The sequence below is a fragment of the Pseudomonas sp. S5F11 genome, assembly GCF_019641515.1.
In the GTDB taxonomy this organism is placed as follows: Bacteria; Pseudomonadota; Gammaproteobacteria; order Pseudomonadales; family Pseudomonadaceae; genus Aquipseudomonas; species Aquipseudomonas rhodesiae.
This window is the reverse complement of the sequence record NZ_JAIFJZ010000001.1, coordinates 5,374,424-5,395,763: the sequence shown is the minus strand read 5'-3', so window position 1 is coordinate 5,395,763 and position 21,340 is coordinate 5,374,424. Positions and strand designations below refer to the sequence as shown.

Genomic DNA, 21,340 nt, shown 5'->3' with positions numbered 1-21,340 from the left:
TATGCGTCGTGCCTTGCTCTTCGCTTTTGCGCTGTTCGCCTTGCCTGCGGTGCAAGCGGCAGACCTTCATCCCTTCTCCGTAAGCTACACCGCCGACTGGAAACAGTTGCCCATGAGTGGTTCGGCCGAACGCAGCCTGACCAAGAATAGCGACGGCACGTGGACCTTGAACTTCAAGGCTTCCATGATGATTGCCAGCCTGACTGAAACCAGCGTGATCCTGTTTGACAAGGACAGCCTGCAACCGAAGAGCTACACCTTCGAACGCGGCGGCCTGGGCAAAGCCAAGAAAATCAACCTGGACTTCGATCAGGCAGCCAAGAAAGTCACCGGCTTCGAAAACAAAGACGCCGTGAATGTGCCTCTGCAAAGCGGCATGCTCGATAAGTCGACCTACCAGTTGGCCTTGCAGCGCGATGTCGCCGCCGGCAAAAAGAGCATGAGCTACAACGTGGTGGAAGGCACTGATGTCGACACCTACGACTTCCGCGTGATCGGCCCGGAAAAGGTCCAGACCAAGGTCGGCTCCATCGACGCCATCAAGGTCGAGCGCGTACGTGATCCGACGCAAAGCAAGCGCATTACCCAGATGTGGTTTGCCAAGGACCAGGGCGGCATTCTGGTTGCCCTGCGCCAGGTTGAGACCGACGGTAAGGAATACAACATCATGCTGCAGGACGGCACCGTTGACGGTAAAGCGGTCAAAGGCAGCTGATCGATCGATAAGACTGAAAGCCTCGCGAATGCGGGGCTTTTTTTCGCCTGTTTTCTCGCTCGCACAGGGGTGCGGCAAGCCCTTTCACATGAAACTTTTGTCATCAAACCCACGGCTCTGCGGCGCAATGTCGCGGTTTACGGGGCCTGCAGCATTGTTGCGTTTCATGCAATGAATTGTTGCAGGCAAAACCGGTTTACTTAGCAAGCTAACAAAACATATAACAAAAGCCTGCGACGACTTGCCGCAGATCCACCAGAGATTGGAGCAAGCAGATGACTGTAAAAGTAACTGAACGCGACGATGCACATATGTCCCATGAAGCGTTGGGCCATGGGATTCACATCTGGGATGTACACCAACAAGACCTGCTGGTCGGCATGTTTCATAACGAAAGCGACGCTCAGAACTATAAGAACGAGCTTGAAATGCTTGAGATGAGACGCCAGGCAGAAAGCGCCTGAAACCCGAAATCGTGTAGAGGGTTGTGGTGAGCAGGCTTGTCCTGGGCTGGGCTGCGGAGCAGCCCTGAGCACGGCTAACGCATTCCGTCAGACAGAATCTCAACCAGGTTTTGGGGCTGCTTTGCAGCCCAACGCGGGGCAAGCCCGCTCACCACAACAAGCCGGCTCGTTACCACATCAGATCGTCAGGGATCTGGTAAGCCGCGTAGGGATCATCCTCGTCCGGCACCTGGCTCTCGGTGAGGATATTGAGCTGCACGATGCGCTCGGGTGCGCGCTCCTGGATCTTCAACGCGGCCTCCCGTGGGATCACTTCGTAACCGCCGCCGTGATGCACGATCGCCAGGGAGCCGTTGCTCAGTTTGTTGCGCATCAACGTGTTGACCGACAGGCGCTTGACCTTCTTGTCATCCACGAAGTTGTAGTAGTCCTCGGTGGTCAGCTTGGGCAGGCGCGAGGTTTCGATCAGTTGCTTGACCTGGGCCGCACGGGCCTTGGCCTCGGCTTTTTCCTGCTGCTGGCGGTTCAGTTCCTGATCGCGCTTGACCTTTTCGGCCTTGGCCTCAAGGGCCAGGCGCGCCTGGGTGTCATCGGCTTCGGCCTGGCCTTTGTGGACCAGGCGTTGCTGCTTCTGTTTCTCTTTGCCGACCTGCTTGGCCTGCTTTTGATTGACCAGACCTGCTTTGAGCAACTGGTCGCGAAGGGAAAGGCTCATGGTGCTTACTCACTTAGGCAACTGCTCAACCGCAGCTGGACACGTTCTTTTCCTGACGTTTGGCTTCGCCCCATAGGGCGTCCAACTCTTCGAGGGTGCAATCTTCCATGGGACGCTGGGTCTCGCGCAATGCCTGTTCGATAAATCGGAAGCGTCGTTCGAACTTGGCATTGGCGCCACGCAGCGCGGTTTCGGGGTCGACCTTGAGGTGACGGGCCAGGTTGACCGCCGCGAATAGCAGGTCGCCGACTTCATCGGCAATGGCCGCCGGGTCGTTATCGGCCATGGCTTCGAGGACTTCATCCAACTCTTCGCGCACGTTGTCCACCACCGGCAAGGCCGATGGCCAGTCGAAACCGACCTGGCTGGCGCGTTTCTGCAACTTGGCGGCACGGGACAGGGACGGCAAGGCGCTGGGCACATCGTCGAGCAGTGAAAGCTGCTGCGGAGCGTCGGATTTTTCCGCGCGCTCCTCGGCCTTTATCTGCTCCCAGCGTTCCTTGACGTGTTCTTCGCTGAGTCGCGGGACATCCAGCGGCGCATACAGATCGCCGGTGGGGAACACATGGGGGTGACGCCGAATCAGCTTGCGAGTAATGCTGTCGACCACCCCGGCAAATTCAAAGCGCCCTTCTTCCCGCGCCAGCTGGCTGTAATACACCACCTGAAAGAGCAAATCGCCTAGCTCGCCCTGCAAGTGATCGAAGTCGCCACGCTCGATGGCATCGGCCACCTCGTAGGCTTCTTCGAGGGTGTGCGGGACGATACTCGCGTAGGTTTGCTTGATGTCCCACGGGCACCCGTATTGCGGGTCCCGCAGGCGATTCATCAGGTGCAGCAGGTCTTCGAGGCTGTACATCGGGCTACTCATGATGGCGTGCGATTACGCCGCGTCTCGATGATGTTCGGCAACTGGGAAATCCGCCCCAGCAACCGCCCCAGCGCATCCAGCCCGGGAATCTCGATGGTCAGTGACATCAACGCGGTGTTGTCCTCTTTATTCGAGCGGGTGTTGACCGCCAACACGTTGATCCGCTCGTTGAGCAACACTTGCGAGACGTCGCGCAGCAACCCCGAACGGTCGTAGGCGCGGATGATGATGTCCACCGGATAGGTGAGCACCGGTACCGGCCCCCAACTGACCTGAATGATGCGCTCCGGCTCACGCCCGGCCAGCTGCAACACCGAAGCGCAGTCCTGACGGTGAATGCTCACGCCACGACCCTGGGTGATGTAGCCGACGATGGCATCGCCCGGCAGCGGCTGGCAGCAACCGGCCATCTGCGTCATCAGGTTGCCCACGCCCTGGATCTGAATATCGCCGCGCTTGCCAGGTTTGTAGCCGGTGGCTTTGCGTGGGATCAGCTCCAGTTGTTCGTTGCCGCGCTCCGGCTCCACCAGTTGCTGGGCCAGGTTGACCAACTGCGCAAGGCGCAGGTCGCCGGCACCGAGGGCGGCGAACATGTCTTCGGCAATCTTCATATTGGCCTTTTCGGCCAGCTTGTCGAAGTCCACCTGGGGCAGCCCCAGGCGCGCCAGTTCGCGTTCGATCAGGGTCTTGCCGGCGGCGACGTTCTGGTCGCGGGCCTGCAGTTTGAACCAATGGACGATCTTGGCCCGCGCCCGCGATGTAGTGATGTAACCCAGGTTCGGGTTCAGCCAGTCGCGGCTGGGGGTGCCGTGTTTGCTGGTGATGATCTCGACCTGTTCGCCGGTCTGCAGGCTGTAGTTGAGCGGCACGATGCGCCCGTTGATCTTGGCGCCCCGGCAGTTATGGCCGATCTCGGTGTGCACGCGGTAGGCGAAGTCCAACGGCGTGGCGCCCTTGGGCAAGTCGATGGCGTGGCCGTCCGGGGTAAAGATGTAGACCCGGTCCGGTTCGATATCGACCCGCAGTTGTTCGGCCAGGCCGCCGATGTCGCCGAGTTCTTCGTGCCATTCCAGCACTTGGCGCAGCCAGGAGATTTTCTCCTCGTACTGATTGGAGCCGGCCTTGACGTCGGTGCCCTTGTAGCGCCAGTGCGCACACACCCCCAGCTCTGCCTCTTCGTGCATGGCATGGGTGCGGATCTGCACTTCCAGGACCTTGCCCTCGGGGCCGATCACCGCTGTGTGCAGCGAGCGGTAACCGTTTTCCTTGGGGTTGGCGATGTAGTCGTCGAATTCCTTGGGAATGTGCCGCCACAGGGTGTGGACGATGCCCAGCGCGGTGTAGCAGTCGCGCATTTCCGGCACCAGCACGCGCACCGCACGCACGTCGTAGATCTGGCTGAAAGCCAGGCCCTTGCGCTGCATTTTGCGCCAGATGGAATAGATGTGTTTGGCGCGGCCACTGATGTCAGCCTCGACCCCGGTGGCCTGCAGCTCGGAACGCAGTTGGTTCATCACATCGGTGATGAAGCGCTCGCGATCCAGCCTGCGCTCGTGCAAGAGCGTGGCGATCTGTTTGTATTGATCGGGCTCCAGGTATCGGAAGGACAGGTCCTCCAACTCCCACTTGATATGGCCGATACCCAGGCGGTGCGCCAGGGGCGCGTAGATATCGAAGACCTCGCGGGCGACGCGGTTGCGTTTCTCGTCGTCGGCGTTCTTGACCGCACGGATAGCACAGGTGCGTTCGGCCAGCTTGATCAGGGCCACGCGCACGTCGTCGACCATCGCCACCAGCATCTTGCGCAGGTTCTCGACCTGGCCCTGGGTACCCAGCACCATCGACTGGCGCGGGCTGAGGCTGGCGCTGATGGCGGCCATGCGCAGCACGCCGTCGATCAGTTTGGCCACCACCGCACCGAAGCGCTGGCTGACCGTCGGCAACGGAATATGCCCTTCGCGCACGCCGCGATAGAGCACGGCGGCGATCAGCGAATCCTGGTCCAGCTTGAGATCGGCGAGGATCTCGGCGATCTCAAGGCCGGTGCGAAAACTTGAAGTGCCTTCGGCCCACAGGTTCTTCGCCGCGTTGTCCTGTTGCTCAGACTCACGGGCGAACTCGCAGGCGGCCTTCAAGGCTTCACGGTCCAGTGCCGGATCGACACTGACCGCATGATCCAGCCATGCCTCGAGATTGATACTGCCGTCAGTGTTGATCGGCTGGTGTGCTCTCACCTGTACCATCTTGCTTACCTTCCCTACGACGCACCTTCGATGCGTCAAAAATCATCGCCAACCTGCTTTATCACTAAAGCTCACCCTGCAGATTCCCTGGCGGATCACGGCCCTGGAGAATGCAGGCCAGTCGGATTAAACGGGCATCCTAGCCCGCTTCATATAACGCCATGGCCTCGACATGCGCTGTCTGCGGAAACATATCGAGGATCCCGGCACGTTTTAGCCGGTAGCCTTGCTTGACCAACTCAACCGTGTCCCGCGCCAGCGTCGCCGGGTTGCAGGACACATACACCAGACGCTTGGCTCCCAGGGTGGCGAGCTTGCGCACCACCTCCTGAGCACCATCGCGAGGTGGGTCCAAGAGTACCGCAGAAAAGCCCTGCTTGGCCCATTCTGCGTCAGTCAAAGGCTGAGACAAATCGGCCTGAAAAAACCGCGCATTATGCAAATTGTTGCTGACGGCGTTGAGCGCCGCCCGGTCCACCATGGTCTGCACACCTTCTACCGCGACCACTTCACGCACCTGGCGCGCCAATGGCAAGGCGAAGTTGCCCAGACCGCAAAACAGATCCAGCACCCGCTCGTCGGGTTGCGGCGCCAGCCATTCCAGGGCCTGGGCCACCATCGCCTCATTGACCCCGGCGTTGACCTGAACAAAATCCCCTGGCCGATACGCCAGCTCCAGATCCCAGGCTTCCAGGCCAAATCCCAGGGTCAGATCGGGCTCCACCGGTGCCGGTTGCCCCTCACCCTGGAGCCACAATTGAGCGTTATGGAACGCGCAGAATTCTTTCAACACCAGCAGGTCCGCTTCGGACAACGGCGCCATATGCCGCAACAACACAGCAATGGACGACCCGCTGAACAACTCCACATGCCCCAGGGCTTGAGGTTTGCTCAAGCGGCGCAGCATGTTCGGCAGGCGCTGCATGATCGGCTGCAAGGCCTGTACCAGCACCGGGCATTCATCGATGGCAACAATGTCCTGGCTGGCCACCGCGCGAAAACCCACTTCAAGGGTCTTGGCCTTGGCGTCCCAGCGCACGGCCACGCGGGCGCGGCGACGGTAGCCGAATTCCGGGCCACTCAACGGCGCCGCCCATTCCGACGGCTCGATACCGGCCACACGGGACAGTTGCTCGGCGAGCATGCGCTGTTTCAGGGCGAGTTGTTCGTCATGCGCCAGATGCTGCACGCTGCAGCCGCCGCAGCGGCCGAAATGCGCGCAAGGTGCAGGGCGGCGCAGTTCGCTGGCGCTGAACACCCGCTCGGTGCGGGCCTCGACCACTTTGCCGTGGGTGCCCAACACCCGCGCTTCGACCTCTTCGCCGGCCAGGGCGCCATTGACGAACCAGGTGCGTCCTTCGAAGAACACGATGCCGCGCCCGTCATTGGCCAGGCGCTCAATGGTCAGGCGTTGTTTCTTGCCCACCGGAATCTGTGGGGCCCGGCTGCCGCCCGTCGGTTGGAAGCGCAGGCCTCTGTCGTGCTTGGCCATCAGTTGGGTTCGTCGAAAATGCCGGTCGACAGGTAACGGTCGCCTCGGTCACAGATGATCGCGACGATCACCGCGTTTTCCACTTCTTTCGACAGCCGCAGCATGCCGGCCACCGCACCGCCGGAGGAAACGCCGCAGAAGATGCCTTCTTCACGGGCCAGGCGGCGGGTGGTGTCTTCGGCTTCGCGCTGGGCCATGTCGATGATGCGATCGACCCGCGAGGCGTTGTAGATCTTCGGCAGATAGGCCTCTGGCCAGCGGCGAATGCCGGGGATAGCCGCGCCTTCCATCGGTTGCAGGCCGACGATCTGGATCGCCGGGTTCTGCTCCTTGAGGTAACGCGAGTTGCCCATGATGGTGCCGGTGGTGCCCATGGAACTGACGAAATGGGTAATGGTGCCCTGGGTCTGGCGCCAGATTTCCGGGCCGGTGCTGGTGTAGTGCGCCTCAGGGTTATCCCCGTTGGCGAACTGGTCGAGCACCAGGCCACGGCCTGCGGCGGCCATACGCTCGGCGAGGTCGCGAGCACCTTCCATGCCGTCTTCCTGGGTCACCAGCACCAACTCGGCGCCATAGGCGGTCATTGCCGCCTTACGCTCGGCGCTGCCGTTGTCGGGCATGATCAGGATCATTTTGTAACCCTTGATCGCGGCGGCCATGGCCAGGGCGATCCCGGTGTTGCCCGAGGTGGCTTCGATCAGGGTGTCACCCGGTTTGATCTGCCCGCGCAACTCGGCGCGAGTGATCATCGACAGCGCCGGGCGGTCTTTTACCGAGCCGGCCGGGTTGTTCCCTTCGAGCTTGAGCAACAGGGTATTGCTGGTTTCACCCGCCATGCGTTGCAAGCGGACCAGGGGCGTGTTGCCGACGCAATCGGCGATAGTGGGGTACTGCAAGGTCATGGCGTATTCGCAATCCAGACTGCGGGGCGCACATCATACCGGGAAAGGTCGGCGGGCCATATCACGCAAAGTGCGGTACTTATGGCTTATGGGAATAAGCGAGGGAAATGGGCAGCTGTGAGGGGCTATCGGGGGCGAGCCCCTTCCCACATGTGAGCGCATTTCATGCTGCAACGACCCCCGCCTACTCCCAATGCCCGCCGCCATGATTCTTCTGGAAAACCTCGTCCCCCATCGCCGCAATCTGCCCGTCGATCAATGCTTCAAAAGGTTTGAGCAGCGGCTCGAAAGAAGTGGGTGCCTCCAGCACCTGCAATGCCTGCGCAATTGCTTCAACCGTCGACAAGGCTCCCGGCCCGGGCGCCTTGCGCAGCCGATAGCGCGACACACCGCCCTCGGCCAGCGACACCCGTGGCAACGCCGCCAACAACGGATTCAGGTGCAGCAATTTACGTGCTTTTCGCCAGGTGCCGTCGGGGACCACCAGCAACAGCGGCTGGGCGTCGGGCCCATAAGCGTGCAATGGCTGGGCGTCGTCAGCGGGAAACAACAGCCGTGCCTGATAGCCGGGAGGGTTCAACAAGGTCGGCAGATCATCGAACACCTCGCCCACCACCAGTTGCGCATTGTTCAAACCTAATGCCGCCAGGCGCGCGGTATTGAGCGCATGGTTGACCTCGCTCGGATGCTGCAACAACAACACCCGAGTGCGGCTATCCAGACGGGGAATCAGCGCGCACAAGCAATGGGCTGCGGGCCTGAGGCAACGGGAACATTGGGGTCTGGACATGCTGGTATCAGGCCTGATTGAGCTGAGCTTTAAGTAAGTCGCGGAAAGTCTGGATCAACGGTTCGCGGCTGCGGCCCCGGCGCATGATCATCGAAAACGGTGCCTGATAACCAAAGGTGGCGGGCAACAACACCCGCAGATCGCCTTTGTCGGCCCAGGCCTGGGCGTAGTGTTCCGGCAGGTAACCGATATAGGCGCCGGACAGCACCAGGATCAACTGCGCCTCCATACTTTCCACGGTCGCCGCGCTGTGTTTGAAACCATGGCGCGCCAGTTCCGCCTGGCTCCAGTAGCCGCGTCCAACCATGCGCTGCTGGGTAATCACCTGTTCCGGAATACGCCGCTCGCCGAACAGCGGATGGCGCGAGCTGCAATACAGCCAGTGCTGCTCGCGGTACAGCGGCATATAGATCAACCCGCTCATGCGATTGGAAAAGGCGCCAATCGCCAGGTCCAGGCGATTGTCCTGCACGCCAAGCTGCAATTCGTAGGGACTCATGACCGACAGATGCAGGTGCACCGCCGGGTGTTCCTGGCTGTAGGCGCCGATCACTTCAGCGAACGGCAGCGCCTTGTCGCTGACCGTGGAGTCCAGCACGCCGAGCTTGAGGGTACCGCGCAATTCCCCTTTGAGCGCGGCGGCGTACTGCTCGAAGCCTTCCAGCTCGGCCAGCAAGCGCAGGGTTTCCTGATGGAACAACTCGCCCTTGCTGGTCAGGCTGAAGCCGCCGCGCCCCCGATGACACAGCACCAGGCCGAGCGCCGATTCCAGCTGGCTCATATAGGTGCTGATAGCCGATGTCGACAGGTTGAGTTCGTGCTGGGCATTGGCGAACCCCTGGTGCCGCACGACGCTGACGAAGATGCGCAGGAGTTTCAGGTCTGGCAAGGCGTTGGCCATGGGCGGCTCCGAGGGTTGAGAGCGGCAGTCTACCTGCCTACTTTAGTTTAGAAAAATCTGAACTAAGTATTTGCCTCAGCCGATTTGTCCGGCGCCGCGCTTTTCGCAGAATCGGCCCCCAACAACCAAAACAACGATGAGGCACTCCCGTGGACAAGATTTTTCACCAACCACTGGGCGGCAACGAAATGCCGCGCTTTGCCGGCATCGCCACCATGATGCGCCTGCCCCACCTGCCAACGGCCAAGGGTCTGGACGCCGCGTTTATCGGCGTGCCCTTGGACATCGGCACCTCACTGCGCGCCGGCACCCGCTTTGGGCCCCGCGAAATCCGCGCCGAATCGGTAATGATCCGCCCTTACAACATGGCCACCGGCGCCGCGCCGTTCGACTCGCTGTCGGTGGCGGACATCGGTGACGTGGCAATCAACACCTTCAACCTGCTGGATGCCGTGCGCATTATCGAAGAGGCGTATCACGAGATCCTCGAACACGACGTGATCCCCTTGACCCTGGGCGGCGACCACACCATCACCCTGCCGATCCTGCGGGCGATCCACAAGAAACACGGCAAGGTCGGACTGGTGCACATCGATGCACACGCCGACGTCAACGACCATATGTTCGGCGAGAAAATCGCCCACGGCACCACGTTCCGCCGCGCGGTGGAAGAAGGCCTGCTCGACTGCGACCGCGTGGTGCAGATCGGTCTGCGCGCCCAGGGCTACACCGCCGAAGACTTCAACTGGAGCCGCAAGCAGGGCTTTCGCGTAGTCCAGGCCGAAGAATGCTGGCACCACTCCCTCGCCCCTCTGATGGCCGAAGTGCGGGAAAAAGTCGGCGGCGGCCCGGTGTACCTGAGCTTCGATATCGACGGCATCGACCCGGCCTGGGCACCTGGCACCGGCACCCCGGAAATCGGCGGGTTGACCACCATTCAGGCGATCGAAATCATCCGCGGTTGCCAGGGCCTGGAATTGGTGGGTTGCGACCTGGTGGAAGTGTCACCGCCCTACGACACCACCGGAAATACCTCCCTGTTGGGCGCGAATCTGCTGTACGAAATGCTCTGCGTGCTGCCTGGCGTGGCGCACCGTTGATGATCGCGCACGAGGTGCTGCAAGCGGCCGCCGACCTGGTGGCCGCGTTCGCACGCAATGACCGCGCCGCCTACTTCGACGCATTCACCGCCGATGCCAGCTTTGTGTTTTATACCCTGCCCGAGCCGTTGCTGAGTCGCGACGCGTACCAGACGTTGTGGGACAGCTGGCGCAGGGACGAAGGATTCGAGGTGCTGTCCTGCACGTCGAGTAATGCCCACGTCAGCCTGCACGGGGATGTGGCGATTTTTATGCATGACGTGGCCACCGAGTTGCGCATGCATGGGGAGCACTGCTCCAGCCAGGAACGCGAGACCATTGTGTTTATTCGGCAAGGGTCTGGCACACAACAAAAACAAGGCCTGTGGCTGGCCTGTCACGAACATTTGTCCGCTATGCCGGAAGGGCTGCCGCCCCCTTAGCCAATGTGATCGGAGCTGATCATGAATAATAAAAACAACCAAAAAAGTATTCGCACCATAGAAACCAACGGGGTCGAACAGATCCCGGACCACGAGCGCACCGCCAGCCCCAAGGATCTGTTCCGACTGATTTTCGGCGGTGCCAATACCTTTGCCACCGCCGTGTTGGGCTCCTTCCCCGTACTGTTCGGCCTGTCATTCCAGGCCGGTGTGTGGGCGATTGTGCTGGGCGTGCTGGTGGGCGCGCTGATCCTGGCGCCCATGGGCCTGTTCGGGCCGCTCAACGGCACCAACAACGCGGTGTCGTCCGGCGCGCACTTCGGTGTGCATGGGCGCATTGTCGGCTCGTTTCTGTCATTGCTGACGGCGATTGCCTTCTTCTCCCTGTCGGTGTGGAGTTCGGGGGATGCGCTGGTCGGCGGAGCGAAACGTCTGATCGGCCTGCCGGAAAACGACCTGACCCTTGGCCTGGCCTACGGCATGTTTGCCCTGCTGGTGCTGACGGTGTGCATCTATGGCTTTCGTTTCATGCTGTGGGTCAATCGCATTGCCGTGTGGGCGGCCAGCCTACTGTTCCTACTGGGCATCTTTGCCTTCGCACCGACCTTCGACAGCCATTTCGCCGGCAGCTTGGCCTTAGGCCAGAGCGGCTTCTGGGCGGCCTTTATCGGCGCGGCACTGGTGGCCATGAGCAACCCGATTTCCTTCGGTGCGTTCCTGGGGGACTGGTCGCGCTACATCCCGCGCGAGACGCCGAAACTGCGCATCATGCTGGCGGTGATCGCCGCGCAGATCGCCACGCTGATTCCGTTTCTGTTCGGCCTGGCCACCGCGACCATCGTGGCGGTCAAGGCGCCGGATTACATCGCGGCCAACAACTATGTCGGCGGCCTGCTGGCGGTGGCGCCGACGTGGTTCTTCCTGCCGGTGTGCCTGATCGCGGTGATCGGCGGCATGTCCACCGGCACCACCTCGCTGTATGGCACCGGCTTGGACATGTCCAGCGTATTCCCCCGCGTGCTCTCTCGGGTCAGGGCGACATTGCTGATCGGCGTGATGTCGATTGCCTTCATCTTTATCGGACGTTTCGCCGCCAACCTGGTGCAGAGCGTGTCGACTTTCGCCGTGCTGATCATCACCTGCACCACGCCATGGATGGTGATGATGATCATCGGCCTGATCGTGCGCCGCGGCTTCTATTGCCCGGATGACCTGCAAGTGTTCACCCGCGGCGAGACCGGCGGGCGTTACTGGTTCAGCCACGGCTGGAACTGGCGCGGTTTGGGGGCATGGATTCCCAGCGCGCTGGTGGGGTTGTGCTTCGTCAACCTGCCGGGGCAGTTCGTCGGGCCGCTGGGCAACCTGGCCGACGGCATCGACATCAGCCTGCCGGTGACCCTGGGGCTGGCTTCGGTGGTGTACCTGGCGCTGCTGCGGGTGTTCCCGGAGCCGGCGTCGGTGTATGGACCGACCGAGTCGGCCAGGGCTTTGGCCACTACCCGCGTGCAAACCGCCTAAAACAATAATCGGAGACTCGCCGTCATGGCTTTGGATTTATTCGTCGTACTCATCTACGCCGCCGGTATGCTCGTGCTCGGCTATTACGGCATGCGCCGCGCCAAGACCCACGAAGATTACCTGGTGGCCGGCCGCAACCTGGGCCCGTCGCTGTACATGGGCACCATGGCCGCCACGGTACTGGGTGGCGCGTCTACCGTCGGCACGGTGCGCCTGGGCTATGTGCATGGCATCTCGGGCTTTTGGCTGTGCGCGGCGCTGGGCATGGGGATCATTGCGCTGAATCTGTTTCTGGCCAAGCCGCTGCTCAAGCTCAAGATCTTCACCGTCACTCAGGTGTTGGAAAAACGCTACAACCCCATGGCGCGCCAGGCCAGCGCGGTGATCATGCTGGCGTATGCGTTGATGATCGGCGTCACCTCGATCCTGGCCATCGGCACCGTGCTGCAAGTGCTGTTCGGCCTGCCGTTCTGGGTGTCGGTGCTACTGGGCGGCGGCGTGGTGGTGGTGTATTCGACCATCGGCGGCATGTGGTCGCTGACCCTTACCGACATCGTGCAGTTCGTGATCAAGACCGTCGGCCTGATGTTTATCCTGCTGCCGATCTGCCTGTATCGCGTCGGTGGCTGGGACGAATTGGTGGCCAAGCTGCCGGCGTCGAGTTTCAGCTTCACCGCGATCGGCTGGGACACCATCATCACCTACTTCATGATCTACTTCTTCGGCATTTTGATCGGCCAGGACATCTGGCAGCGGGTGTTCACCGCCCGTGATGAAAAAGTCGCGCAGTACGCCGGAACCTTCGCCGGTTTCTACTGCGTGCTCTACGGGCTGGCCTGTGCATTGATCGGCATGGCGGCCCATGTGCTGATCCCGGACTTGGACAACGTCAACAACGCCTTCGCCGCTATCGTGAAACTGTCGCTGCCAGACGGCATTCGCGGCCTGGTGATCGCCGCAGCGCTGGCAGCGATGATGTCCACCGCCAGCGCCGGCCTACTGGCCGCCTCTACCGTGCTGACCGAAGACCTGCTGCCGCGCCTGCGCGGCGGCAAGCAGTCGAGCCTGAGCCTCAACCGCTTGTTCACCCTGCTGACCGGCGCGACAGTGCTGGGCATTGCGTTGGTGGTCAACGACGTAATCAGCGCTCTGACCCTGGCCTACAACCTGTTGGTGGGCGGTATGTTGATCCCGCTGATCGGCGCGATCTTCTGGAAACGCGCCAGCACACCTGGCGCGATCGCCTCCATGGCCCTGGGCTTTGTGACGGCGCTGGTCTTCATGTTCAAGGATGGCCTGGATGCGAACACACCGATCTACTACAGCCTGGCGGTGGGGCTGGTGAGCTTTGTCGCGGTGAGCCTGCTGTCGCGCAAGCCACAAGGCGTGACAGCTCGGGCGGTGTGAGACAAAGCGGTTTCTTCAGCGGGTGCAACGTCGGAGGTCGCACCCGCTTTTTTTATTGGGCGTTCATGGCCAAAACCATAGGCGCTTTGGCTTGGATGATTTCCTGCACCAGAGAAGCCCACAGCAACCCCTGCGTGGTGCCCGCGGCATAGGTTCCGCCGGCGACCATGCGGTTGTGGGCGCAGCGGTACACGATGGATAGTTCTTCGAGATCATCACCCTCCAAGACCGACACAACGCAGTGCCGCCTACTCAGTGCGGCAGTTTGAGCCGGACTCAACTGCTGGGGCAGAAACCGGACCCCAGAGGCACCCAAGAGCGCCTCAAGCTCATCCCACAACGCAGTGGTCGCCTGCCCGTGTGCGAGTCGTGCCAACGAAGGGTTGTCCGCCAGCAGCTTTTCGAACAGCTCTAGCCCTGCGCGGTGACACTCAACGGGCAAGCGGTGGTCGGGCTCTGGTTCCGCTGTCGGCTGCGTTGTTGACATGGGCCACGTATTGACGTGCTTAAGGCGGGCATCATCGCTGTGTCGTTCGGTTCCGTACACCGTGACCTGATAGTTGGCCAAGCGGAACATCACGGCTTGAAACAGGCTATTGATCCCCCTGCCGACGATCGACACACATGGCGCGGCGGCATCAGTTTGCACGGTCGGGATAGTGAAAGATTTGGCAAGGGACCGCTTGAGCAGGCCGCGCACGGCCATCAGGCTCTGCTGAACGCAGACGGCGTGGTCAAGGTCGCCATGGCAGGCATCGCTGGAGGTGGCTTGAATGGTGAAGGTCACCGGCCTGCGCCAGGTATCGAGACTGCAGCCAAGCAGTTGAGCGCGCGAGCGAAACTCACCCAATGTGACGGACCCGCAGCCCAGCACCAATTGAAGGTGTTCAGCCACTGCCAGGGCCTGGACCGCATCGTCGCTGAACACGTCTGGCTCGACGACGCAAACCAGACGGGCGTGTGGGTGCAGACACTCAATCAACGCCCCATCGATGCGGGGCGTGGTTTCGTCATTCCGGGTCGGGCATAGGGCGACAGCATGGGCCCCCGTCAGCGCTTCGAACCGGTCCACCGCAAATGTCACTCTGCTGTCGGCGGTCTCTTGGGACTGATGCTCACCCAGCACCTTGATTCGCACATGGGGGTCACGCTCAAGCAACAATCTGACAAGCGCCTTGCCCACATTCCCGTAGCCAACTACGCCGACTTCAGAGGGCAAGGCCCCCTCGCCAAGCGTCAGCCAATGCGCCATATACGCCGCCACATGCGGCGCGTTGATGCCCGGGGTATTGATTACTCGAATATCGTTCGCTTCGCACAAGTCCAGTCGTACTTTATCCAGGCTCGTGCCTCTACGAATCAGACACAGGTCGCCAAATGGGTGGGCTGTGCGCCAGCGCTCAATGATTTCGGCGTCGATGACTTGGTCCGCGACAATCAACGCGGACGGCCGCAACAGTGCGATCTGCAACAGCAGTGTCTGCTTGGCCAGGGTGGGGGGAAGAAACACGACGTTGCCGGGGGCGTCGGCCCTCCAGCGTCTAGAGACAGGGGCGATGTGTAAAACCGTGTCGAGGGTGGCGATCAGTGAAGCGGCGACGGGCGGGACACATGAGAGCGTCATGGGCTTATCTCCAGCAGATTCATGTAGGCGCTGGAGATTTTTTCTACGCTGATTTTTCGGATTAACTAAGCCAGGCAAATCTGACAAACAAGTAGTCCGATTCCGATACTCAAAGACGAACGTGTGACACAGAGCAGACTAAGACACCTGTGGTGGCAGACTTGCCCTAACAAGCCTGCTGCTACAGTTGCGAAGTGCTCAATGTTCCCTCAATCGCGGCTCACCGGCGACGTGGGCGACGCTGTTCGTCATCCGTGCGAATCGGCACCGGCTGCAGCGGTGGCTCGATCAGGCCCAGGGCGACGCCGAGGTCATGGAGCCAGTTTTGAATTTTCTCTTTCATGGTGGTGCCCCCTTTGAGGGTAGTGCGGATCGGCGGAAGCTGAATTGCCCTACATAAAATATCGCCGCTTCCTACTGATAATAGCCCTAAGTACTACGTATTGCTTGCGGCAAACCACAACGAACTATTACCGAATAGGTCTGAATCCTGACGGATCGCTCAAGCGATGGCGCGGGTGTCTGGCAGCAACTCGGCCTTGCCTGTTTGCTGCAGGTCGATCCATGCGTTGAGGTTAGCGCCGAGCATACCTTTTCGCCACATCAACCAGGTGGTCGCAGTGGCAAATTGCCCTATCAGCGGATGAACGGACACACTGTCCCTGCCCGGCAGGCTGGCAAGCATGGATTCGGACATCAACGCCACTCCCGAACCGGCAATCACACAGGCGAGCATGCCCTGATACGACTCGATCTCAATAGCGCGCCCCATGGCCACACGATCCTGGGCAAACCAGCTTTCCAGACGCGCGCGATAAGCGCAGCTGCGGCGAAAGGTGAACACTGCGCGACCAGCCACGTCCTGAGGCCCGCGCACTGGCGCATGGTCCGCTTCACAGATCAGCACCAAGCGCTCTTCGCACAACGGGATGCCATCCAAAGAGGCGATGGTCAGCGGGCCGTCCACCAAGGCCGCGTCGAGGCGCCCGGTGATCAGGCCTTCAAGCAATTCGCCACTGGGCGCCGACTGCACCTGCAAGTTCACCTGCGGATAAGCCTTGTGATAACGCGCCAGCAAGGTCGGCAGGTGAATCGCCGCGGTGCTGTACATGCTGCCCAGCACAAAATCCCCTGCCGGCTGGCCGCCTTGCACCGCGCCGTGGGCTTCGTCATGCAAGGCCAATAGACGCGTGCTGTAGTCCAGCAGCACCTTGCCTGCCGGGGACAACTGCAAGCGTTGACGTTCGCGCACGAACAATTCAACGCCGAGCTGTTCCTCCATCTGCTTGAGGCGTGTCGACAGGTTCGACGGCACGCGGTGCAGGCGCTCGGCCGCGCGAGTGATGGAGCCCTCTTCGGCCACCGCCTGGAAGATGCGCAATTGACTGAACTCCATGCCTTTCTCCAAAACTGAACAAGTTGCTCACTATTATTCATTTTTGCAGAAAGTCAATGCACCTTAGGCTGACCGTCATACGTTTCTTGCAGGAACCCCTGACCATGTCGCCGTTAATCCGCTTACTCGCCAGCTTCATCGCCTTGATGATGGCTATGGGCATTGGCCGTTTCGCGCTCACTCCGCAACTGCCCCACCTACTGAATGAAGGCCAGATCGACCTGACTGACGCGGGCCTGATCGCGGCCGCCAACTACCTGGGCTATTTCGTCGGCGCAGTGGATTCGATGTTCGCCCGCAGCCATCAGCATATTCGCGGCCGTCTGTACGGCGGCTTATGGCTGTGTGTGCTGCTGACCGTGGCCTCGTCTTGGGCCCATGGCTTTTGGGCGCATTTGTTACTCCGGTTCGGCACGGGAGTGGCGAGCGCGTGGGCGTTGGTGATGATCACCAGCCTGAGCCAGCCCCTGGCGCTTGCCGCCGGCCGCCCGCGCTTGGGGGCACTGGTATTTGCCGGACCGGGGCTGGGGATTTTGCTGACGGGGGTGCTGGCACTGGTCGCCAACCAAGTGGGGCAAAGTAGCGCAATACTGTGGCGGGTGTATGGCGGCGTGGCGTTGGTGATGCTGCTGGCGATTCTGCCGTTCCTGCCGCCGGTCAAGGCAACCGCCGCGCCAGGGGCCGACGTCAGCGCTGGCCGCAATGGCAGCATCACGCATCTGTGCTGGGTTTACGTGCTGTACGGCGTGGGCTACATCATCCCGGCGACCTTTCTGTCGCAAATGGCCAGTGCACAATTGAAGGGCGCCTGGCAGGCCGATCTGTTCTGGCCCTGCTTTGGCCTGGCATCGGCCCTTGGCGTGGTGGCCGCGAGCCTGCGCCGCAAGGATGCGCACACTACCCGCCGTTGGCTGATGACGACCTTATGGCTGCAAGCGGCCGGGGTGTTCGCCTGCCTGCTGGGCAATGGCTGGGGCCTGGCCTTGGGTGTGCTGCTATGCGGCGGGCCGTTCCTGGCATGCATGCAACTGGTGATGGCGCGTCTGCGAGAGATCGCGCCCCACGGCTACCAGCGCAACACCGGGCTGCTCACTGCCAGTTTCGCCATCGGGCAATTGAGCGGCCCGTTGCTGGCCTCGATCAGCAGCCATCTGAGCGGCGGTTTGCAGCCGGCGTTGGTAATCGCCGGTGCAGGTCTGTTAGTGGCGGGCGGGATCGTCCTCAGCTCGCAACCAACGGCACCGGCACGCGACCCTGCTCGCGTCGCGCCAGCACCAGGAAGAACAGGCCGCCCAGCAAACACCCAGTGAACCAAGCGAAGTTGGCCAGGCCCTGCAATGCCGGGGTGAAGGTGATCGCAACGCCCACCAGCGTCGCGGGCACCAGCGCCTTGACCGCTGTCCAGTTCACACCACCGTCGAAGTAATAGCGCCCGCTCGGGCTGTCATCGAACAGCGCATCCACATTGATCCGTTGTTTTTTGATCAGGTAGAAGTCCACCAGCAGGATGCCGAACAGCGGCCCGATGAACGCCGCGAGAATATCCAGGGTGTAGTGGATCATCAGCGGGTTATTGAACAGGTTCCACGGGGTGATGAAGATCGAGGCCACCGCCGCGATCATGCCCCCGGCGCGCCAGCTGATTTTGCTCGGCGCGACGTTGGCGAAGTCGAACGCCGGGGATACAAAGTTGGCGACGATATTGATGCCGATGGTGGCGGTTACAAATGCAAAGGCACCGAGCAGAACAGCCATGCTGTTATCGATCCGCGAGACGGTGGCTATGGGGTCATGCAGCATCTCGCCAAACACCGGCAAGGTGCCTGAAACAATCACCACGGTGACCAGGGAAAACGCCAGAAAATTCACCGGTAGGCCCCAGAAATTACCGCGTCGCACGTCTTGCATGCTGCGGCAGTAGCGGCTGAAATCGCCGAAATTCAGGGTGGGCCCAGAAAAGTACGACACCACCAACGCCGTGGCGACGATCACCTGGCCAAACGCTTGCCAACCCGACAGGGATTTTTCCGCCAGGGTGAAACTGATATTCGCCCAACCCGCCTTCCACACAATCCAGCCGGCCAGGATAAACATCACGGCGTACACCACCGGGCCCGCCCAATCGATAAAACGGCGGATGGATTCCATCCCCGCCCAGAACACGGCGGCTTGCAGCACCCATAGGCTGAGAAAACCAAACCAGCCCAGGTAGGAGAGGCCCGCGAAATGCGGCTCGGCATAGACCGCCATTTGTGGGAAGAATCGCAGTACCACGATGATCAAGGCACTCGACGCTAAGTAGGTCTGAATGCCATACCACGCCACGGCGATCAGGCCGCGAATCACCGCGGGAATATTCGCACCGAACACCCCAAACGCCAGACGGCAAATCACCGGGTAAGGCACTGCCGCTTGCTGGCTGGGCTTGGCCACCAGATTGGCGATCAATTGCACGATACAGATGCCGGCGAGCAAGGCGATCAACACCTGCCAACTGGCCAGCCCCAGCGCGAACAGGCTGGCGGCGAACACGTAGCCACCGACGCTGTGCACGTCGCTCATCCAGAAGGCAAAGATGTTGTACCAGGTCCACTTTTGCGGGAGTGGACCAAGGTCCTGGTTGTACAGGCGTGGGCTGTAGCCGTTGGGCAATTGTTCGGTCATCGCTGGCTCCTCGTCATACCGGCCTGCGCTGCCGTAGCGGGTGCATACGGGAGGCGGCATGGTTTGTATACGAGATCGTCAGCAGAATACGTGCCAATGGCACACAATCCCTGTGTTACGGCAGTCCAAGGGGATCAGCGAACCTTAATCAGCGGCACTTCGCTCAGCAACGGTGCAGATTTATCCTGTACACAATCATCAGTGCACCCGATGTGCACACACGTAACCCACCGTGCAGCAGGCCGCCGTGAGGAAGGTGCCCCAAGCCATGTCCATCACTGCCAGTTGAGCGGACCAACCCTGCAACGTGGCCCAGTTGCTTAGATCATAAGTGCCGTACGCCACCAGCCCCAACAATGCGCCCAAGCGCGCCGCGCGCTGCCAACTGACGCTGGGCAGCACCACGAATACCACGCAGCCGAGCACATACAAGAGATAGAAGAGCACCGCGGGCAACAGCCTAGGTTGATCGAGCATCAGAGGGCCCAGCAGGGATTTGTAGGTGGGGCCCATAAGGACGCCGAGCCAGAGGCCGTCCAGAATCAAAAAGGCGAGCAACGTGCCCAGGTAGGCAAACAGGATTTTCTTGGTCATGGAAACAGCCTCTGTAGGCGCCGGTCAGCGCCTACAGAAGAGCAAAACGCCCTCAGCTTAGTTCAATGCGATCGGCATGAATCACGATCTGGCCCTGTTTGTAGAGCGCGCCGATGGCTTTCTTGAAGTTGCCTTTGCTCACGCCGAACAAGTTGCTGATCACCGCCGGATCGCTTTTATCGCTGACCGGCAAGGTGCCGTTGTTTTCGCGCAACTTGGCGAGGATCTTCGAGTTCAGGCTGGAGGCCGCTTCCTGACCGACCGGTTGCAGGCTCAGGCTGATGTTGCCGTCGGCGCGGATCTCCTTGATAAAGCCTTTCTCTTCCTTGCCGGGACGCAGGAATTTGAACACTTCGTTCTTGTGGATCAAGCCCCAGTGCTTGTTGTTGATGATCGCCTTGAAACCCATATCGGTGGCTTCGGCCACCAGCAGATCGACTTCCTGGCCCACCTGATAGTTGGCGGGTGTCTTGTCCAGGTAGCGATCAAGGCGCGCGGTGGCGGTGATGCGCTTAGTGTGCTTGTCGAGATAGACATGCACCACGCAATACTCACCCGCGCTCAACTGACGCTTTTCTTCCGAGTAAGGCAGCAACAGATCTTTGGGCAGCCCCCAATCGAGGAATACGCCAATGCTGTTGACTTCCACTACTTTCAAACTGGCGAACTCGCCCACTTGAACTTTGGGCTTTTCAGTTGTAGCGATAAGTTTGTCATCGCTGTCCAGATAAATAAAAACGTTAAGCCAGTCTTCATCTTCACTGGGAATATCTTTGGGGATATACCGATTAGGCAAGAGGATTTCGCCGTCTTGCGCACCATCGAGGTACAAACCAAAGTTAGTGTGTTTAACCACTTGCAAGCTGTTGTAGCGCCCGACTAAAGCCATTTCCAAACCCCTCGTTACGTGGGCGGCATTCTACCCGAGTTGTGCCCGCCACGCGCGCACGCCTGAAAAATCCAGGGGTTGCGTGGCTTTCTGCTGGCCCTGCCCCGCTCGTCAGATCATCCCGATGAATTTTGCCAGGAGCGCCAGGCCAGTCGTTCCAGGGCTTTCCAGTTAAAACAGTAAGTTAGCGGGTTATTCATCGGCCCAACTTTGCCCATTTTCAACCAGGCGTTTTATTCTCAGGGGATATTTACCAAGCAATTGTCAAGTATTTCATGTACGATGCCTGGCCAAGTTAATTCTCTACAGGTTAGTGGCCGCCATGCGTGTAAAAGCATCCAACAGCAAAGCAAAGCCAGCTCCCGCCGTTGAAACCAGCGAATCGATCAACAGCCAGATTGCTGCGTTCCTTAAATCCGGTGGCGAAATCCAGCAAATTGCCAAGGGCGTAAGCGGCCAGACTTTCGGCCCGTCCAAGCAGATCAGCCTGGGCAAGAAGTAACACTCTCGCAACACACCTGGTCCCTAAGCGCCTTGCCTTCAAGGCGCTAGGACTAGCGTCGGTACCACCCTCTTATTGCATTCAATAGCACCCTAATCGACGAACGGGCCTCACCGACCGCTATTCGCCGG

Annotated in this window: 21 protein-coding genes; 8 read left to right on the top strand and 13 right to left on the bottom strand. The window is 60.6% G+C overall.

Annotation, left to right across the window (positions count from 1 at the left end; translation table 11 throughout):
* Nucleotide 1 precedes the first annotated feature (1 nt).
* Together K1567_RS24485 and K1567_RS24480 are read left to right on the top strand one after the other, a co-directional pair.
* The gene (locus K1567_RS24485; protein ID WP_034099599.1) at nucleotides 2-715 is read left to right on the top strand and encodes a DUF3108 domain-containing protein; all 714 of its coding nucleotides are present in this window, start codon (nucleotides 2-4) and stop codon (nucleotides 713-715) included.
* A 275-nt stretch (nucleotides 716-990) separates the two neighbouring features.
* Entirely contained in the window at nucleotides 991-1,179 is a 189-nt protein-coding gene (locus K1567_RS24480; protein ID WP_034099600.1) for a hypothetical protein, read from the top strand.
* Nucleotides 1,180-1,348: 169 nt separating this feature from the next.
* On the opposite strand, the gene K1567_RS24475 is transcribed toward K1567_RS24480, so the two are convergent.
* The 7 genes from K1567_RS24475 to K1567_RS24445 form a co-directional block, all read right to left on the bottom strand.
* Nucleotides 1,349-1,894, bottom strand: coding sequence for a DUF2058 domain-containing protein (locus tag K1567_RS24475; protein WP_034114768.1), 546 nt, complete (start codon nucleotides 1,892-1,894; stop codon nucleotides 1,349-1,351).
* Between the two features lie 25 nt (nucleotides 1,895-1,919).
* Nucleotides 1,920-2,753 (bottom strand): nucleoside triphosphate pyrophosphohydrolase, encoded by an 834-nt coding sequence (gene mazG / locus K1567_RS24470; protein WP_034099603.1) that lies wholly within the window; start codon nucleotides 2,751-2,753, stop codon nucleotides 1,920-1,922.
* 8 nt (nucleotides 2,754-2,761) lie between these two features.
* Nucleotides 2,762-5,008: a GTP diphosphokinase gene (gene relA / locus K1567_RS24465; protein ID WP_034099604.1), complete on the bottom strand. Its 2,247-nt coding sequence runs from the start codon at nucleotides 5,006-5,008 to the stop codon at nucleotides 2,762-2,764.
* Nucleotides 5,009-5,147: 139 nt separating this feature from the next.
* Nucleotides 5,148-6,500: a 23S rRNA (uracil(1939)-C(5))-methyltransferase RlmD gene (gene rlmD / locus K1567_RS24460; RefSeq protein ID WP_220698946.1), complete on the bottom strand. Its 1,353-nt coding sequence runs from the start codon at nucleotides 6,498-6,500 to the stop codon at nucleotides 5,148-5,150.
* A complete protein-coding gene (cysM, locus tag K1567_RS24455; protein WP_034114771.1) occupies nucleotides 6,500-7,402 on the bottom strand; it encodes a cysteine synthase CysM in 903 nt (300 codons plus the stop codon). The genes rlmD and cysM overlap by 1 nt, the downstream gene beginning before the upstream one ends.
* A gap of 184 nt (nucleotides 7,403-7,586) precedes the next feature.
* Entirely contained in the window at nucleotides 7,587-8,192 is a 606-nt protein-coding gene (locus K1567_RS24450; RefSeq protein ID WP_034099608.1) for a tRNA-uridine aminocarboxypropyltransferase, read from the bottom strand.
* A gap of 7 nt (nucleotides 8,193-8,199) precedes the next feature.
* A complete protein-coding gene (locus K1567_RS24445; protein ID WP_034099609.1) occupies nucleotides 8,200-9,093 on the bottom strand; it encodes a LysR family transcriptional regulator in 894 nt (297 codons plus the stop codon).
* A 149-nt stretch (nucleotides 9,094-9,242) separates the two neighbouring features.
* Between K1567_RS24445 and speB the strand changes: the two genes are divergently transcribed.
* Genes speB through K1567_RS24425 form a run of 4 tightly spaced genes read left to right on the top strand, consistent with a single transcriptional unit; the run spans nucleotide 9,243 to nucleotide 13,540 of the window.
* Nucleotides 9,243-10,193: an agmatinase gene (gene speB, locus K1567_RS24440; protein ID WP_169868045.1), complete on the top strand. Its 951-nt coding sequence runs from the start codon at nucleotides 9,243-9,245 to the stop codon at nucleotides 10,191-10,193.
* Nucleotides 10,193-10,615: a nuclear transport factor 2 family protein gene (locus K1567_RS24435; protein ID WP_169868046.1), complete on the top strand. Its 423-nt coding sequence runs from the start codon at nucleotides 10,193-10,195 to the stop codon at nucleotides 10,613-10,615. Before speB ends, K1567_RS24435 begins: the two co-directional genes overlap by 1 nt.
* A gap of 21 nt (nucleotides 10,616-10,636) precedes the next feature.
* Nucleotides 10,637-12,133 carry a cytosine permease gene (locus tag K1567_RS24430; RefSeq protein WP_169868047.1) on the top strand — a complete coding sequence of 499 codons (1,497 nt, stop codon included), beginning with the start codon at nucleotides 10,637-10,639 and terminating at the stop codon, nucleotides 12,131-12,133.
* A gap of 24 nt (nucleotides 12,134-12,157) precedes the next feature.
* Complete coding sequence (locus tag K1567_RS24425; protein WP_034114773.1) at nucleotides 12,158-13,540, top strand: sodium:solute symporter; 1,383 nt, start codon at nucleotides 12,158-12,160, stop codon at nucleotides 13,538-13,540.
* Nucleotides 13,541-13,592: 52 nt separating this feature from the next.
* Here K1567_RS24425 and K1567_RS24420 read toward each other — a convergent pair whose 3' ends face one another.
* From K1567_RS24420 to K1567_RS24415, 3 genes are all read right to left on the bottom strand, one after another.
* A complete protein-coding gene (locus K1567_RS24420; protein ID WP_220698945.1) occupies nucleotides 13,593-15,164 on the bottom strand; it encodes an amino acid dehydrogenase in 1,572 nt (523 codons plus the stop codon).
* Between the two features lie 220 nt (nucleotides 15,165-15,384).
* Nucleotides 15,385-15,507 (bottom strand): PA1414 family protein, encoded by a 123-nt coding sequence (locus tag K1567_RS27670; protein WP_003193089.1) that lies wholly within the window; start codon nucleotides 15,505-15,507, stop codon nucleotides 15,385-15,387.
* A gap of 159 nt (nucleotides 15,508-15,666) precedes the next feature.
* On the bottom strand, nucleotides 15,667-16,560 hold the full coding sequence (locus tag K1567_RS24415; RefSeq protein ID WP_034099619.1) for a putrescine utilization regulator PtrR: 894 nt from the start codon (nucleotides 16,558-16,560) through the stop codon (nucleotides 15,667-15,669).
* Between the two features lie 104 nt (nucleotides 16,561-16,664).
* On the opposite strand from K1567_RS24415, the gene K1567_RS24410 reads away from it, so the two are divergent.
* On the top strand, nucleotides 16,665-17,870 hold the full coding sequence (locus K1567_RS24410) for an MFS transporter (protein WP_220698944.1): 1,206 nt from the start codon (nucleotides 16,665-16,667) through the stop codon (nucleotides 17,868-17,870).
* Here the strand turns inward: K1567_RS24410 and K1567_RS24405 are convergent.
* The 3 genes from K1567_RS24405 to K1567_RS24395 form a co-directional block, all read right to left on the bottom strand.
* On the bottom strand, nucleotides 17,782-19,224 hold the full coding sequence (locus K1567_RS24405) for an NCS1 family nucleobase:cation symporter-1 (RefSeq protein WP_220698943.1): 1,443 nt from the start codon (nucleotides 19,222-19,224) through the stop codon (nucleotides 17,782-17,784). The genes K1567_RS24410 and K1567_RS24405 overlap by 89 nt on opposite strands.
* A gap of 198 nt (nucleotides 19,225-19,422) precedes the next feature.
* Entirely contained in the window at nucleotides 19,423-19,818 is a 396-nt protein-coding gene (locus K1567_RS24400; protein WP_034099623.1) for a DUF2177 family protein, read from the bottom strand.
* A gap of 52 nt (nucleotides 19,819-19,870) precedes the next feature.
* The gene (locus K1567_RS24395; protein WP_034099624.1) at nucleotides 19,871-20,707 is read right to left on the bottom strand and encodes a S1 RNA-binding domain-containing protein; all 837 of its coding nucleotides are present in this window, start codon (nucleotides 20,705-20,707) and stop codon (nucleotides 19,871-19,873) included.
* Between the two features lie 322 nt (nucleotides 20,708-21,029).
* Between K1567_RS24395 and K1567_RS24390 the strand changes: the two genes are divergently transcribed.
* Entirely contained in the window at nucleotides 21,030-21,209 is a 180-nt protein-coding gene (locus K1567_RS24390; protein ID WP_003193095.1) for a hypothetical protein, read from the top strand.
* Nucleotides 21,210-21,340 lie beyond the last annotated feature (131 nt).

Excerpts from the sequence above, each read along its gene's own strand:
- K1567_RS24485 (WP_034099599.1), top strand. The coding sequence starts at position 2 with ATGCGTCGTGCCTTGCTCTTCGCTTTTGCGCTGTTCGCCTTGCCTGCG.
- K1567_RS24480 (WP_034099600.1), top strand. The coding sequence starts at position 991 with ATGACTGTAAAAGTAACTGAACGCGACGATGCACATATGTCCCATGAA.
- K1567_RS24475 (WP_034114768.1), bottom strand. The coding sequence starts at position 1,894 with ATGAGCCTTTCCCTTCGCGACCAGTTGCTCAAAGCAGGTCTGGTCAAT.
- mazG (WP_034099603.1), bottom strand. The coding sequence starts at position 2,753 with ATGTACAGCCTCGAAGACCTGCTGCACCTGATGAATCGCCTGCGGGAC.
- relA (WP_034099604.1), bottom strand. The coding sequence starts at position 5,008 with ATGGTACAGGTGAGAGCACACCAGCCGATCAACACTGACGGCAGTATC.
- rlmD (WP_220698946.1), bottom strand. The coding sequence starts at position 6,500 with ATGGCCAAGCACGACAGAGGCCTGCGCTTCCAACCGACGGGCGGCAGC.
- cysM (WP_034114771.1), bottom strand. The coding sequence starts at position 7,402 with ATGACCTTGCAGTACCCCACTATCGCCGATTGCGTCGGCAACACGCCC.
- K1567_RS24450 (WP_034099608.1), bottom strand. The coding sequence starts at position 8,192 with ATGTCCAGACCCCAATGTTCCCGTTGCCTCAGGCCCGCAGCCCATTGC.
- K1567_RS24445 (WP_034099609.1), bottom strand. The coding sequence starts at position 9,093 with ATGGCCAACGCCTTGCCAGACCTGAAACTCCTGCGCATCTTCGTCAGC.
- K1567_RS24435 (WP_169868046.1), top strand. The coding sequence starts at position 10,193 with ATGATCGCGCACGAGGTGCTGCAAGCGGCCGCCGACCTGGTGGCCGCG.
- K1567_RS24430 (WP_169868047.1), top strand. The coding sequence starts at position 10,637 with ATGAATAATAAAAACAACCAAAAAAGTATTCGCACCATAGAAACCAAC.
- K1567_RS24425 (WP_034114773.1), top strand. The coding sequence starts at position 12,158 with ATGGCTTTGGATTTATTCGTCGTACTCATCTACGCCGCCGGTATGCTC.
- K1567_RS24420 (WP_220698945.1), bottom strand. The coding sequence starts at position 15,164 with ATGACGCTCTCATGTGTCCCGCCCGTCGCCGCTTCACTGATCGCCACC.
- K1567_RS27670 (WP_003193089.1), bottom strand. The coding sequence starts at position 15,507 with ATGAAAGAGAAAATTCAAAACTGGCTCCATGACCTCGGCGTCGCCCTG.
- K1567_RS24415 (WP_034099619.1), bottom strand. The coding sequence starts at position 16,560 with ATGGAGTTCAGTCAATTGCGCATCTTCCAGGCGGTGGCCGAAGAGGGC.
- K1567_RS24410 (WP_220698944.1), top strand. The coding sequence starts at position 16,665 with ATGTCGCCGTTAATCCGCTTACTCGCCAGCTTCATCGCCTTGATGATG.
- K1567_RS24405 (WP_220698943.1), bottom strand. The coding sequence starts at position 19,224 with ATGACCGAACAATTGCCCAACGGCTACAGCCCACGCCTGTACAACCAG.
- K1567_RS24400 (WP_034099623.1), bottom strand. The coding sequence starts at position 19,818 with ATGACCAAGAAAATCCTGTTTGCCTACCTGGGCACGTTGCTCGCCTTT.
- K1567_RS24395 (WP_034099624.1), bottom strand. The coding sequence starts at position 20,707 with ATGGCTTTAGTCGGGCGCTACAACAGCTTGCAAGTGGTTAAACACACT.
- K1567_RS24390 (WP_003193095.1), top strand. The coding sequence starts at position 21,030 with ATGCGTGTAAAAGCATCCAACAGCAAAGCAAAGCCAGCTCCCGCCGTT.